The following is a 15,283-nucleotide window of genomic DNA, read 5'->3' on the forward strand; positions in this document are numbered from 1 at the left end:
AACTCGCGCATAATCCGCCCAAACTTGAGCATAACTCCTTCAAACTCGCGCAAAACGACTGCACACCAACGAAAAAAGCAGCCCCATTAAGGCTGCTTTTTCATTGGCGGTATATATAATTAAGTTCGATTGGCTGTAAATTAGACAAGTTCCTCAGTGCGAGGGCGCATCGTGCCGTGTTGCATTAAATTCAAATGCCAAGAGAATGCCTTTTCAAGCACATGTGGCGTGTGGCCGCCTCTTTCAAGCGCCTCGGAGTAGTACTCCCATAGTTGCGCGCGGTACATCGGGTGCGCACAATTGCCGATAATGAGCTCGACACGTTCTCTCGGTGCAAGTCCACGCAGATCCGCGTAACCGTGCTCCGTGACGATGACATCGACATCATGCTCTGTATGGTCGACGTGCGACACAAACGGTACAATGCTTGAAATATCGCCGTTTTTCGCAACAGACTTCGTAACGAAAATAGCAAGTCTCGCATTTCGAGCGAAATCTCCGGACCCCCCGATTCCGTTCATCATCTTCGTACCTGTCACATGCGTCGAGTTGACGTTACCGTAAATGTCTAGTTCAAGCGCTGTGTTAATGGAAATTAAACCGAGTCGGCGGATGATTTCTGGAAGATTCGAAATTTCCTGCGGACGCATGACGAGCTTGTCCCGGTATTTATCCAAGTTGTTAAACACCTTGTCCATCTTCTCTTGTGACAATGTGATTGATGCACACGAAGCGGTTTTCACTTTACCAGCATCGATTAAATCGAATACTGCGTCTTGTAACACTTCGGAATACACTTCTAGATTTTCGAATTCCGAGTTCAACAAACCATGTAGCACCGCATTCGCCTGAGACCCGATTCCAGATTGAAGAGGTGCAAGACTGTTCGTCAATCTGCCTGCCTCAACTTCCGAACGTAGGAAGGATATTAGATGCTCAGCCATAACTTCTGTGTCGTGGTCAGGCTCTGTAATTGTTGAAGGTGAGTCTTGTTGGTGCGTGAACACAATCCCTTTCACTCGATCCACGTCAATCGGGATGCCGATTGTTCCGATTCGATCACTAGCTTTCGTCAATGGATTCGGAATCCGCTCCCCTTGTTTGCCTGGGTCATACAAATCATGGATGCCTTCCCAAGCTGTTGAATGAGCTGTATTAATTTCAAGAATAATTGATTTTGCATGTTTCGCAAACGATAACGAGTTTCCGACAGATGTCGAAGGAATGACCATTCCATCTTCTGTCACTGCAATCGCTTCCAAAATCGCGAAGTCAATCGGTTCAATGACATTTGAGCGAATCCATTCCGCCGTATGGGACAGATGATGGTCGACAAATAGAAGTTCCCCGTTGTTAATGCCGTCACGCATTGCTCTTTCCGCTTGGAATGGGATTCTTTTATTCACAATACCCGCTTCCGCGAATAACTTATCGATATCCGAACCTAGGGATGCCCCTGTAAATACGTTCACTTTAAATTTTTCTGTTTCAGCCCGTTTCACTAAGGCGAGAGGTACAGCTTTCGCGTCACCTGCACGCGTGAAACCGCTCAAACCTAATGTCATTCCGTCTTTAATCCAAGAAGCTGCCTCTTCAGGCGTAACAACCAAATCTCTCAACTTTTCAATTCTGACGCGATCCATATGGTTATTCATTTATAAGCGCCCCTTTTCGTAACTTTTAGATAATTGTACCGTAGAAAATCCAATGAAAGGAATTTCCTGAATGAAATACAGTTTTTACGAACAAGCGCGCACATATTTTGTTTAAAGCAGCATTTTTCTGTCTTAGAAGCCTAAAAGCTTGCGGAAATAGCTAGAATACGACTGACTGACCGGGATTTGTGAGCCGTCATTCATGGAAAGAGTGAATGTCGAATGCGTATCCGGATAGATGGCTTTAATCTGTGTTACGTTCACGATGAACGACCGATGGCATCGGACGAACAACTCATGCGGAAGCACAAATTCAAAGTTTTGCAATGAATTCCGGTGGGTGCCTGTAACGTGCTTAGCGACGACGACCGTCTTCCGGTTCCGCACTTCAATATACTTCACATCCGAAAAAGGAACGGGCACCCATCCGTCCTGCGTTTTCACGGTAACGACTGACTTTCCTTCCGTGTACGCAGGGTAAATAGCAACGACGCATCCGTCCCAAACACCATTATCTTGGAACGGAACCGCCATACCGTGGTAAGGAACGCCAAGTACGTCTCGGTTAATAAATTCGGAAACTTTCTGCCCTTCCGTAAGTGCTTTATAGGCTATCGTTCCTTCTCGTACAGGGTCACCTGGCCTAATTTTCAAATCGATTCGCTTACTCGGCCGATAATATATATATTCTTTCGTATTCGATACGGCGATGGAGACTTCATCCGCAAACAACTCGCCGACAACATCGAGGAGTGAGTCCAAGTTCATCAAGATTTCCAAGCCCCTTTCACACTTCAGATACTTCTATTATAGGTTTTCATATACAAGATTCCAATTTTCAATTATAATAGAAGATAATCTAACAAAAATTCAGACTTAATAGAACGACTATAAATGAGGGGGAACGATTATGCATATTCGTGATTTAATTGTAGAGAGATTGGCCGTCGCTACAGTCAAGGTAGATCAAAGCGTATCCGAAGCACTCGCAAAAATTAACGAGACAGGATACCGTTGCATCCCTGTCGTTGACAACGACGATGCCTATAAAGGGATGATTTACAAAGTCGATCTGCTTTCCTATCTTTATGAGGAAAAAGGAGATGGCGAGAAATCCATCGACTTCTTATTGGAACACGAAGACATCTACTTATACGAGAACGCTTCTTTTTTAAGCGCCTTACTAAAAATTAAAGCATTGCCTTTCATTAGCATCGTCAGAGACGGTAAGCTCCTTGGTATTTTAACGCATAATAAAGTCGAAAGTGTCCTGGAAGACGCGTTCGGATTAAAGACCGGCGGCATTAACATTACGCTTGCATCGACTGAAGCAAGAGGCATGATTAGAAAGTTGACGACGACATTGAAGGACGAGAACATCGAAGGCATGCTCACCCTCGACAATGGATCGGCACTCGCACGAAGAGTCGTCATCACACTTGAAAACGGAAAATCCGATGAAGAAATGGTCAAATTGCGTGAAAGACTTGAGAAAAATGGATTCCGGATTTTGCAGATGCAACGGATTGAACCTAAGTAACCAAAAGATGAAGGTGCTAGCGCCCGGAGCTAGAAGATAAAAACATAAAAGGCTGTTTCCACGTCGTCATTGACAATGGAAACAGCCTTCTCTTATGCTATCTCGCTTTCCGGTTTCGGCACCATCCGTAACAGAATACCACCAATGATAAACAGGATGACGAGGCTGAACACGCCGTACGCAGAGCTGCCTGTTAGCGTAGCAGTCACCGCGAGCAATAACGGTCCCATAACAGACGCAAACTTACCAAAAATATTATAGAAGCCGAAAAACTCATTAGACTTCTCTTTCGGCACAAGTTGGGCAAAATAAGATCGGCTAAGCGCTTGTATACCTCCTTGTGACGTTGCAACGAGCATTGCCAAAATCCAGAAATCTAATGTTGTTGACAAGAAGAACGCATAAATACAGACGATAATATAAACAAAAATCCCAACATACAACATCGTCTTCACCGAATATCGTTGCGCAAGCCTTCCATATAAAATTGCAAACGGTGCAGCAACGACTTGGGTGACGAACAGAACAATGAGAAGATCCTGCGGCTCGATGCCTAGATCCGTACCATATGCGGTCGACATCGAAATAATCGTACCGACACCATCAATATAAAAGAAATATGCTAACAAAAAGATGAAGACGGTCCTGTATTTCTTAATTTCCTTGAACGTTTCACCGAGCCTCCGGAAACTGCTCGCCAAAATTCTTGGTTCCCGTTCGATTGCGTGAACTTGCACAACATGTTTCAGCATCGGGATTGTAAAGGTAAACCACCATATTCCCGTAATGACAAAAGCTAGCTTACTTGCCACGGTGACCGATAAAGGTATCACTTCTTCTTTCGCCAACAGGATGATGGCGATGCTGATGATAAATGGAATTGTACTTCCGATATACCCTAATCCAAAACCGCGTGCGGACACTTCATCCATCTTCTCCTCAGGTGTCACGTCAACGAGAAATGCGTCATAGAAAATATTTGCCCCGTGGAACCCGATGGCGGTTACTATATAAATAATTAATAACGGAAGCCACATACCGTCCGGCACAAATGCCAATGAAACTGTCGATAGTGAACCAATCAGGAAGAAGGCGAAGAAGAATTTCTTTTTTAATCCCCTATAATCCGCGATTGTCCCTAATATCGGACCGATCATCGCTAAAATGAACGTCGCAATCGCCACCGTATACCCCAAATATGCCGTCGATTGATTCAAACTTACACCTGCTTCGGTCGCTACCGTCTTGTAAAAGATCGGGAATACTGCCGTAGTAATGATGATCGAATAAGCCGAGTTCGCCCAGTCGTAAAACATCCAACTTTTCTCCGTCTTTGTATACTTTCCCTTTCCCACTACCCCACCCCTTTCTTAATTTTCAAAACTTATCCTATACTAGTAGTGTACAACGATTAGACGACAAACAGTAGTAATGAACGCAACTTTTACAACATCGCGTTTCAAATGGTATAATTAACAAAAAAGATTGATTTCTTATTGCCTCTAGGCTACTTATATTCTTATCCCTCAACCGGTGCATTACACAGAAACTTTTCTTCGCATTATTGCGTTGTTTTTGTATATAGAAAGGAAATGGAAATAGTGTTTTCAAAAATAAGTTGTGCTCCCCTTATGTCATTACTGGATAAGAAATTCTGTGTTTCAGTTACTGATAATCATGGTCGAATTACATATGTGAATGACAACTTCTGTGCACTTTCCGGCTATTCCAAGGAGGAGTTAATCGGCAAAAGTTATGGTGTTGTCAATCCTGGCTATACTCCAGAACGCTTTATAAAGGAAATAAAGCAGCACTCGTCACGTAATGAGGCTTGGCAGAAAAATATAAAGGCTTTTGCAAAAGACGGCACCCCTTATTGGGTGAGCGCACACATTATACCTATCCTAGATGATAATGGTGAGATTACCCAATTTCTATCTATTGATAATGATATTACCTCACGCGAACTAACAAAGGAAAAGTATAAGGAGACACTGCAAAATTTACATAATATACAAAATGCACTCGATCATTCTTCCGTCGTCGCCATCACTGATGCCAAGGGCGTCATTACGTACGTGAATGATACATTTTGTGAGCTCTCCCAATATTCTAGAGACGAATTAATCGGAAAAACCCATCGGATTGTGAATTCAAAATTTCATCCAAAGAGCTTCTTCAAGGAATTGTGGAACACGGTCCAAAGTGGTGAAATTTGGCAAGGTGACGTTTGCAACCGAGCGAAGGATGGCTCCCTCTATTGGGTCCGTACGACAATTGTTCCGTTCCTTGACGCAGAAGGGAATCCCGAACAATATATCGCCATTCGCCATGACATTACAGATCGTAAACAGGCGGAGGAATCTTTGGAAATCGCTTTGCAAAATGATTTCCAAACAACCGTGAAAAACTTGCAAAATGCAATATTTAAGTATACGACTACAGAAGACGGAGAAATCGAATTCACTCTATTTGAAGGTCAAATTATAGAACGGCTCGGAATTTCAGCAGATAAAATAAATGCACAAGAAGTCATCCATTCATTTACTAAAGAAGAGCTCCAACAGTTCAAAAATTATTTATTGGCAGGAATGGCTGGTGAGATTGTCCAATTCGAGCTAAACCATGACGGCTTATTCTTCCTTGTATATCTTTCACCAATTGCAAAAGACGGTAAAGTCGTTGAAGTTGTCGGCACTGCCATTGATATTACACAACGGATTGAAGCCGAAAAGGTCATTCAACATATGGCCTATTATGACTCCTTAACCGGATTGCCAAACCGGAGAAACCTTCAGGAGAAAATAAAACAAAAAATTGCTAAAGCAGACGATGGCGATCGATTTTCCGTTATGTTCCTTGACTTAGACCGTTTTAAAAATATTAATGACACATTAGGACACCATGTTGGTGATCAATTGCTCGTTGCCGTCGGACAAAGGCTACGTGATTGTGTTCAAATTGATGATGCTGTCGCGAGATTGAGCGGGGATGAATTTGTCGTCCTCATTGATACTGCTGACACTGATGAATTGACCACCCTTGCCGAACAAATTATTAATGACATTTCTCAGCCTTATTTTTTCGACAACCAAGAGGTTTTCGTTGCCCCAAGTATCGGAATCGCGTTGTATCCAGACGACGGAGAAGATTATAGTACGTTAATCCGAAGTGGAGACACGGCCATGTATTTGGCAAAAGAGGCTAGTAGGGGCACTTTTCGCTTTTTCACGGAGGAACTCCATGAGGAATTGCTGGAGAAGACATTCTTTGAAATGGAACTAAGACAGTCATTGGAAAAAGGGCAGTTCCTCCTTCATTATCAGCCCCAATTCGATTTAGTAACCGGGCAGATCAAAGGGATTGAAGCGCTCGCTCGATGGAATCATCCTCATCGGGGCTATATTCCTCCTATGAAGTTCATACCGATTGCGGAGGAAAACGGTTTCATCCTTCCACTTGGGGAATGGGTGTTGAAAACGGCATGTGCGCAAGCAAAAGCTTGGCAAGAACAAGGATTTCCACCTTTGCGGATAAGCGTCAACGTCTCGATTAGACAGTTCAAACAACCATCCTTCGTGGAAGATGTCCGAAGAATTTTGAACAAAACCGGACTTCATCCGTCGTATTTGAATTTGGAAATTACAGAAAGCATGATGTCCGATGTGAAGCATTGCGAAACTGTTTTACGGGAGCTGCATGATGCAGGCATCACCGTGAGTGTCGACGACTTTGGTACAGGGTACTCATCTTTGCTCTACTTGAGCAAGTTTCCCCTTTCCCATTTAAAAATTGACCAAGCATTCATTCGAGAACTGAGCAAAAGCAACACGGCGATTGTCAAAGCAATCATCGATCTTGCGAAGAATTTGGGGTTGAACGTTATCGCGGAAGGCGTCGAAACGGACGAGCAAGGAAACTTCCTAAAGCAGCTCGGTTGCAATGAAGTACAAGGCTATCTCTATTCCAAACCAATTCCTGCGAAGGAAATCGAGCAATGGATGCCCCATACGGTAAGTTAATGCGCACTTCGATTCGGGGTGCGTTTTTTATTTTGTTACGTGCATTTGGCACGACGGGCAAGGATACGTTATTATTTCTCCCGCGATCGTTTTATCACCAACGACCAAACCTGTCGCACCGAATGTCTTTGACAAATCTAATAATGTTCTAGGTAAAAGATCACAAAATGACCATATATCTTGGGAAATGATTGATATATGTCGGAAATAATCGATATCCCGTCTCAATTGATCGATATAAGATGGGAAATGAACGATACCCTCCAGGAAATGATCGAAATCGTCCCTACTCACCCAATCGATAGATCAAAAACCGCTCATTTTCATTTTTCTCGTAAAGACGGTCGATTTTTACTTCTTTCCATAGCCCAAACGACGTCTGGTTGTCCATATATTGCACATAGTCCGCGGTCGGGTAATAAAGAATGACGTCAACCGGGCGTGCAGCGCGTTCTACGGATAGCAAAATGTTACCGATGACCGTCATAAATATTTGAATGGAAAACGGATTAAAGAAATAGAATTTAGTTTCCGATGGATCAATTTCATACGTTTCTGCGAAACACCGTTCAAAACGGATTGCTCCTCCGTATCGCTTTGCTTTACGGCGATATCTTGCCAAGTTTTCCAGCGCATCCTGGTAGAGTTGGCCGTTCATCTCGATGCCGGTCACCGACGTGCCGAAATGGTGATGGACGTAAAATGATACGCGCGCTTTGCCGCATCCAAAATCGACAAAACCGTCCGACTGATGTAATTCGTACGATTTAAACAGTTCGTCTAACGCTTCGTAAGGCGTCGCTTCATAGCGATTATAATGAGCAGACTGGCTCAATAGCTCAAGCGTACCAGCCGTTTTTATCCGAAGAAGGTTGTCATATTCCTTTTCATTCAACAATCTCACTCCCTTTCTTCATCGCCTCATTGTATCGGTCTTTCTTGATGAATGACAAGGGGAAAAGCACAATCTTCATTTCAACGAAGATTGTGCTTGCACTAAACAATATTCATTTCACAGATTCAGCCAATCGTGTCGCTACGCGTTTCTTGCGTTTAGCGGTTACTGCTTCCGCCACTTTCTCAGTCTTCGTAAACAATCGATACACCGATGGAATGAGCAACAGCGTGATGAACGTCGCAAACAACAATCCAGAAATCAACACCGTTGCGAGCGGCGCCTGGTAATTGCCCGATGCACCTGAAGCGAGCGCAAGCGGCAACATTCCGCCAACCGTCGTCAACGTTGTCATGAAAATCGGACGAACCCGGTTCCTCCCCGCTTCAACCAATGCCTCTTGCACAGACATCCCTTCCCTACGAAGCTGGTTCGTCCGGTCAATTAAGAGAATCGCGTTATTCAAAACGATGCCGATGAGCATGATAATACCCATTCCGGACAACAAATTCAGTTCCATTTGCGTCACGAACAAACCGATTATGACACCGATAATCGCCATCGGAATGACGGACATGACAATGAGCGGATGCCCTAAATGATTGAACTGTACAGCCATTACGGAGTAGACGAGGAACAGCGCGATGCCTAACACGAGAAGCATTTCGAACATAAGCTGCTGTTGCTGTTCCATATCGCCTGCCACTTCAATTGCATAACCCGCGGGCGCATTGAATTCGTTAATCACTTTTTGTACGTCGCGATTAATCGCACCTAAATCTCTTCCTTCTATATCCGCCGAAACAGAAATGAACCGTTCCCCGCCGATATGCGTAATTTCAATAGGTGTACGGACAGTTTCAAAGTTAATGAACGTCGCTAATTTCTTATCGCCTTCCAAAGTCGGTATTTCCAAATTCAATAGTGCTTCGCGCGAATTTGTTTTCGTACCCCAACTTACCAGTAAAGGCACATTCTCTCCATCTATCATCATTTGACCGACAGGCATATTAATGAAAGCCTGCTCGATGAACTGCTTCACTTGCAATTGCGATAAGCCGGCATCCGCAATTGCCTTCTCATTTAACACAATTCTTTTTTCCTCGGATGTGCGTTCCATCGAATTCGTTATGCCGACAATTCCTTCGACTTTACCGAGCTTCCCCATAAAGTCATTTGCAAGTACTTGCAGATGATCAAAATCGTCCCCTTTGACCATCACTTGTACTGGAGAGCCGCTAATTCCAGACATTGCCAACTGCACAGTTCGAATTGGTTCCGTGTCTTGGAACTCACGCAATGTACGTAAAAGCAGTTCATTTACATCTTTCTGCTCAAGTACGATGTCATCACCTTTTGTCATATTGACGATGACAAACATTTCGCTTCCACCTGTATCCAATACATAACTAGATTGAACATCGTCAATTTTCGCCAATGTATCGTTCATGAGATGCGCAAGCCGCTCTTTTTCGACAGGCTCCACCCCTGTTTCGAGTGCAACGACAATTTCATTGTACCGATTGAAAACGTCTGGCATGACGGTCATCGGTATTTTATTCACAAGGAAAAGTGAACCTGCAAACAGTCCGAAAAAGATTGCGATTACAAGAAGACTTCTGCGCTTTTTCTCGACGATCCACGAAACAAACGTGTTATACCCTTTAACAAATCGGCTCTCCTTTCGTGCATCTCGGGCACCCCGATACCGAAGGAAATTGTCCGAGAGCGCAGGGATGAGCGTGAATGCGACGAGCACCGAGCTAATTAATGTAATCGCCACGACAATTGCCAGAATGATCATAAATTCGCCTAGTCCCCCGCCAATAAAACCAATCGGCAAGAATACAACAATCGTCGTCAGCATGGACGCGAAAACGGCACCCGCCACTTCCTTCGTCCCCGCAAGTACCGCCTCAAACTTCGCGAGCCCCAATTCCCGATGCCGATAAATCGATTCCAAAATGACAATCGACGAGTCCACCATCATTCCGATCCCGAGGCCAAGACCGATCAGCGTCAGCATGTTGAGACTGTATCCGAGTATATAAACTGTCAAAAAGGTCAACAACACCGACGTCGGAATCGAAACCGCGATGATGAGTGTGGCGCGGACATTTCTAAGGAATAAAAGCAGAATCGCAATCGCAACGACGCTACCGATTAGAATATTAACAACGACCCCATCGATTGATTCCTGTACGATATCCGCCTGCGCGACCATTTCATTTAACGTAAAGCCTTTCACAAGCCCTTCATCACGCATCTTTTGAATCTCAGCACGAACCGCTTTCGCCATGTCGATCTGCGTCACATTCGCAGCACGGCCCACTTGAATGAATACCAATTCCTTCGTCCCGTTCTTCCATACGAATGATGAATTTTCACGTGTTGAAAGCGAAACGTCTGCAATCTCTTTCAGTTGAATAAAACCTTCCGCTGTTGGAATTTCAATACGTTTCACATCGTCAATATTTGTAAGCTTTGAATTCCAACGGAGGAGTGAAGCATCCTTGCCATCCTGCAATTTGCCAAGTGTCGCTTCCGAGTTCGCTTGCGCAATGAACCCCGCAACTTGTGAAATATCCAATCCGTGCTTCATCATTTCATCCCGTTTGAACGCAATAGACACTTCGTGTTCCGCCACACCGGACAAATTGACATCTTGAACTTCCTTTAAGCTTTCAAGCCTCGGTTCAAGCACGTCTTTGGCGAACGTTGTCATCACTTGAAGATCATCGCCCGAAAGATCCATGAAAAACTCATAGCCATGTCGGACGCCGTATTGATTCGCGATGGCCTCCCGAATCTCAGGGCGCTCCGCTTTTGTTTCATTCAATACCTTGTCAATCTCTTTCATAACCTCTTCGCTCTGCCCGCGAGCAATCGTTATATTAAGGGAACTGCTCCCGACCGTCGTCGTCGATTGTACTTCCTCAACACCATCGATTCCTGTAAGCTTCTGTTCCAACGGCGAAGTGATGAACCTTTCAACATCAACCGCCACCATATCCCCCACGTCGATATAGACGAACGCCCCATCCATCCCAACCGACGGCATAATCTCCTTATCCAATTTAACAACCGCAAAGCTCCCCAAAGCTACGATTAACACGGTCAATAAACCGACCAATACCTTCTTTCGAACGATGAACTCCAATACCTTCACAACCATTTCCCCTTTCCGACATCATTGTTCATTAGCCTAACAAGTTTTTCCACATCTTATAACGAGCTTCAGTCGGATTTCGGCTCAGACCTTGGATGCAGATAGTAATTTGTTGAATTTTTATACTCTTTGATAAAAAGTTAGGTATGATTAGATAAATAGACGAAAGGGAGAGATGGTACATGGGGACAATTACGAAAATCGGACAAATCGGGGTACCAGCAAAAGATATTGAGCGCGCTACAGCATTTTATAAGGATCTATTAGGCTTGCAGCTATTATTCACAACGGAGACAATGGCGTTTATTGATTGCGACGGCGTACGCCTTTTCATTAGCCTTCCTGAAACAGAGGAATTTGCACACGCAAGCTCCGTCCTTTATTTTCAAGTAGAAAATATTCAACAGGCCTATGAGGAATACAAGGAAAAAGGGATTGTTTTCATCGATGAACCGCATATCGTTGCAAAGATGGGGCAAACAGAAACGTGGATGGCGTTTTTCAAGGACACGGAAGATAATACGCATGCGTTGATGAGTGAGGTTATGGCGGGGTAAACTATCAGTTTAGTCTGGAGGAATAAAATATGGCTGACATTGCATTTTATTTTACGAAGTAGCGAACGCCGGCTTAATTGGCAATAAAAAAAGTTCGGCAAACGCCGAACTTTTATATTTATTCATCCAAAAGATAATAATCCTGTCCTTGGACTGTTTGGAATCCGATTGACTCATAGAGTCGAAGGGCATTGCGATTTTCTGTAGCTGTTCAGTTGTTAACAATTGTTTTCCTCCTCATGGTCCTCATTCACATCCGAACCGGCAAGTCCCCCTTCATCGGAAACACCTTACGCCAGCCGATGAAAATCGCAATAAGCAGCAATGCGATATATACGTAAATTCCACCTGTTATCGCGCTCGCAATAAGGTGGCCGACTACAAATATACCAGCACCTAAATTGACTAAGAACATTTTTGCCGAGCCTTCCGATTGTGCAAACTCGAATGATTGGGTGAAAGGGAACTCCCCCGCGTTCATCCATTTATACGTGAGCAATGTTTGAAGAATCGCTCCGAATAACACAGCGAACAGATCGGGAACAATGCGCCACGTGAAAATGGCGATAAACGCAATCGACAGCAAAATGAAAACCGGCATGTAGAGCTTTACTAAAAATGCCTTCAGCGTGCCACTATATGCTGTAGCGGGTTGTCGGATTGGCGCTGCTTTGAAAAGCCAACTCCCTTTATGGTTCACGGAAAACTGCAGCATATGGACGATGGTTGGGATCATCATATTTCCGAAATAGATAAGCAAAAACATCTTACCTGTGGAGATTTCCGCCAGTGTCCTCATTTGCAGTTCCGTAAAAATGAAAATGAACGGAAAGACGATAGAAAAGCCAAGTGAAGGATACACTTTCAGCTTGAATTCCCGTTCCTGTTGCATCATTAACGCCCCAAAACGAAAGAACGTCTTCTCCTCCTCGTTCCGACAGCAAAGCTTCGCCCAAAGTTCCACCCACCAACTCGATTTCTTCTTCCTATTTTTCGACTCGCTCATCAACTTATCCATATTACGCTCAAACGAAGGCATAAGCCGCACGTAGATATACATGGAGAGGATTGGGACGAGCAAGGCGAGTGCCGATATTAGGATTAACTCAGTTGAAAAGTCTTTATTCAACAACAGCTCAAATGCGGCACCGAACCACACCGGCGGTAGAAATACATGCCACCAGCTGAATGTATACGTCAGATCAAAATCGACAAAATTGAAGGCGCGGATGACAATTTGATAGCCCACGATTACCCCGACGGACAGCAGGATTTGCACGTAGTTAATAATATCCTTCAGTTTTTCCCCGTCGAAGAATCGCAAGACCGCAAAATAGACGAGTGACGTAATGACAACGATGAAAAGCATTGTGAATAGCAATGCAGCAATAAAAACTAGCGTGAATGCAATTCCTTTTTTAAGCAGCCCGACGACGAGCGGTATGGCAATGAAGGCCCCCGTTATGAAAAACATATAGATTAATATGTGAATGATTTTTGCGGTATTAATTGTCCTGCTGCTCACCGGTTTCGTTTGCAGCACTGTTTTATCCCTTACGTCGAGCAGCACTGAGGAAAAGTCAGACACCATTGTTGTCGTCAAAATGAACATCGTAATGCCAAAAACAATGCTCATTTGGAAAATATAATGACCGTCCCCGAAGAGAAGGAACGGGATAAGCATGAGCCCATACAATCCGTAGATCCATAAAGACTTCAGAAATTGATTGCCATCCTTTTTCTTCTGCGCATTAAAAATGGTCGGCGTGCGTCTGCCGTCCATCGTCAATTTCATGCGCAAAATGGTTTCCATTGCGTTGTAATCAATTCCTGCTTTTACGAAGAGCCGTTTGAATTTGGAGAGGATTGTCAGTGTCCGGAACTCATGCATCGGCAGTTCCATCCTCTACAATCGAGATGAAGCGCTCCGCCCGACTTGCATGGTCCGTGAACCCGGTCAGCTGGTTGAAGATTGCAGCAAGCGACCCTTCTTCACTCATTTCCTGCAACTCCTCAAAGCTACCATCCGCGACAACGGTCCCATTTACGAGCAGCACTATCCGATTGCTAATCTTCTCGACGATATCCATAATATGCGATGAATAAAAGATCGTTTTTCCTTGCGCCGCCAGTTGCGCCAGCATTTCGCGGATGACCATCATGCTATTTGCATCTAATCCGCTTAACGGTTCGTCGAAGAACAGTAGGTCTGGATTATGCAACAAGCTCGAAATAATGAGCACCTTTTGCCGCATCCCTTTTGAGAAGGAAGAAAGCCTTGCGTGCATGACGTCGCCAAGTTCAAATTCCTCCATAAGCTTCTGCGCTTTTTCCTCCGCAAACGCACGGTCAAGCCCATACAACTCTCCCGTGAACGCTAAATATTCCATCGCCGTCAAGTTATCGTACAGCTCCGCTTGCTCCGGCACGTAACCGATCCTCTTTTTGTAGGACGGATCTCCCGAAGCGATATCCTCACCGAAGATTACGACCTGACCTTCGTAATTTTGAATTAAGCCGAGCATTATTTTCACAGTTGTACTTTTCCCCGCACCATTCGGACCGATATACCCGATGATCTGTCCCCGTTCCACTTCCAAATTCACACCATTCAACACGCGATGCGTCCCGTAGGTCATCGTTACATTTCGTAAAGAAAGCACTTTATTAGATGAATCCATATAAACACCCCCGTTTCTATAAGTTTACCATTAATTAACCATAGGATTGCGAAAGTTTCACCCTTTCGGTGCGCTTGTGCAGAGACATTGAATATGAAAATGAATAGGAAACGCCCGAGACGGATATCTTTTAGCACTCCCCTTGAATCGCTCAAACAAAAATCTTTTTACATGAATTCAAATTACTGGACCACCCTATAGATACTTTAATTAGTTGAATTAAAATTGGAGGCAATGAAGTATGAAAAATGCAACAGTTATTCTCCTCGTATTCGCTATTCTTTTCCCGTTTACTCACTCTTCCATTGTCGAGGCGAAGTTGTCTAGCGAGATGAACACAAATTATGGTCTGAGCAAAGCCATCCCGTCGAAGAAAAAAAGGAAATGCGAAGTTGAGGTACCCTATGACATTTCCGTAGTGAAAAACACGCAAAAAAGCGTTGACCTCGGCCACTCACCGTGGAATCTCGACCCGGTATTCGTTGCACAAGTTTTTGCGAGTCTCCAACTTTCACCGAAAGTCATTATTGACGACGATCCAATCGCTTACGATGATTTGAAAGTGATTAAACAGACAGACTCCTATGCGATTGTGAAAGTGAAAAGTGAAGAATCACCAATTGCAACAATATGCCTAAAACGGTTGGTGCGGCAGGATGAAACGGGCATATGGACCGTCGTTGGATATGGTTTGAAGAAATGATGAATTTGACGGCAACGCTTTATGCGTCGCCGTTTTTATATTCACGTTCATACGGGTGGGT

At 44.2% G+C, this 15,283-nt stretch carries 12 protein-coding genes; 4 read left to right on the plus strand and 8 right to left on the minus strand.

From position 1 onward, the window contains the following. Window positions 1-140 precede the first annotated feature (140 nt). Both QM454_RS05405 and QM454_RS05410 read right to left on the minus strand, forming a co-directional pair. On the minus strand, window positions 141-1,655 hold the full coding sequence (locus tag QM454_RS05405) for a succinate CoA transferase (protein ID WP_432362569.1): 1,515 nt from the start codon (window positions 1,653-1,655) through the stop codon (window positions 141-143). Window positions 1,656-1,787: 132 nt separating this feature from the next. Next, complete coding sequence (locus QM454_RS05410; protein WP_432363871.1) at window positions 1,788-2,423, minus strand: LytTR family DNA-binding domain-containing protein; 636 nt, start codon at window positions 2,421-2,423, stop codon at window positions 1,788-1,790. A 142-nt stretch (window positions 2,424-2,565) separates the two neighbouring features. Between QM454_RS05410 and QM454_RS05415 the strand changes: the two genes are divergently transcribed. Next, a complete protein-coding gene (locus QM454_RS05415) occupies window positions 2,566-3,195 on the plus strand; it encodes a CBS domain-containing protein (RefSeq protein WP_432362572.1) in 630 nt (209 codons plus the stop codon). A 92-nt stretch (window positions 3,196-3,287) separates the two neighbouring features. On the opposite strand, the gene QM454_RS05420 is transcribed toward QM454_RS05415, so the two are convergent. After that, complete coding sequence (locus QM454_RS05420; RefSeq protein ID WP_432363873.1) at window positions 3,288-4,511, minus strand: MFS transporter; 1,224 nt, start codon at window positions 4,509-4,511, stop codon at window positions 3,288-3,290. Window positions 4,512-4,826: 315 nt separating this feature from the next. On the opposite strand from QM454_RS05420, the gene QM454_RS05425 reads away from it, so the two are divergent. Beyond that, a complete protein-coding gene (locus QM454_RS05425) occupies window positions 4,827-7,217 on the plus strand; it encodes a sensor domain-containing protein (RefSeq protein ID WP_432362575.1) in 2,391 nt (796 codons plus the stop codon). Between the two features lie 286 nt (window positions 7,218-7,503). Here the strand turns inward: QM454_RS05425 and QM454_RS05430 are convergent, their stop codons facing one another. Next, window positions 7,504-8,112 (minus strand): class I SAM-dependent methyltransferase, encoded by a 609-nt coding sequence (locus QM454_RS05430; protein ID WP_432362578.1) that lies wholly within the window; start codon window positions 8,110-8,112, stop codon window positions 7,504-7,506. Window positions 8,113-8,224: 112 nt separating this feature from the next. Next, complete coding sequence (locus QM454_RS05435) at window positions 8,225-11,281, minus strand: efflux RND transporter permease subunit (protein ID WP_432362581.1); 3,057 nt, start codon at window positions 11,279-11,281, stop codon at window positions 8,225-8,227. Window positions 11,282-11,463: 182 nt separating this feature from the next. Here QM454_RS05435 and QM454_RS05440 point away from each other — a divergent pair, with 182 nt between their 5' ends. Beyond that, window positions 11,464-11,838, plus strand: coding sequence for a VOC family protein (locus tag QM454_RS05440; protein WP_432362583.1), 375 nt, complete (start codon window positions 11,464-11,466; stop codon window positions 11,836-11,838). A gap of 51 nt (window positions 11,839-11,889) precedes the next feature. On the opposite strand, the gene QM454_RS05445 is transcribed toward QM454_RS05440, so the two are convergent. Genes QM454_RS05445 through QM454_RS05455 form a run of 3 tightly spaced genes read right to left on the minus strand, consistent with a single transcriptional unit; the run spans window position 11,890 to window position 14,519 of the window. Further along, window positions 11,890-12,063 (minus strand): hypothetical protein, encoded by a 174-nt coding sequence (locus tag QM454_RS05445; RefSeq protein ID WP_432362585.1) that lies wholly within the window; start codon window positions 12,061-12,063, stop codon window positions 11,890-11,892. A 25-nt stretch (window positions 12,064-12,088) separates the two neighbouring features. Next, window positions 12,089-13,729: a hypothetical protein gene (locus QM454_RS05450; RefSeq protein ID WP_432362588.1), complete on the minus strand. Its 1,641-nt coding sequence runs from the start codon at window positions 13,727-13,729 to the stop codon at window positions 12,089-12,091. Continuing rightward, a complete protein-coding gene (locus QM454_RS05455; RefSeq protein ID WP_432362590.1) occupies window positions 13,722-14,519 on the minus strand; it encodes an ABC transporter ATP-binding protein in 798 nt (265 codons plus the stop codon). The genes QM454_RS05450 and QM454_RS05455 overlap by 8 nt, the downstream gene beginning before the upstream one ends. Window positions 14,520-14,760: 241 nt before the next feature. On the opposite strand from QM454_RS05455, the gene QM454_RS05460 reads away from it, so the two are divergent. Beyond that, window positions 14,761-15,222 carry a hypothetical protein gene (locus QM454_RS05460; RefSeq protein WP_432362592.1) on the plus strand — a complete coding sequence of 154 codons (462 nt, stop codon included), beginning with the start codon at window positions 14,761-14,763 and terminating at the stop codon, window positions 15,220-15,222. Window positions 15,223-15,283: the final 61 nt, after the last annotated feature.

This window comes from Sporosarcina sp. UB5, assembly GCF_050859005.1.
In the GTDB taxonomy this organism is placed as follows: domain Bacteria; phylum Bacillota; class Bacilli; order Bacillales_A; family Planococcaceae; genus Sporosarcina.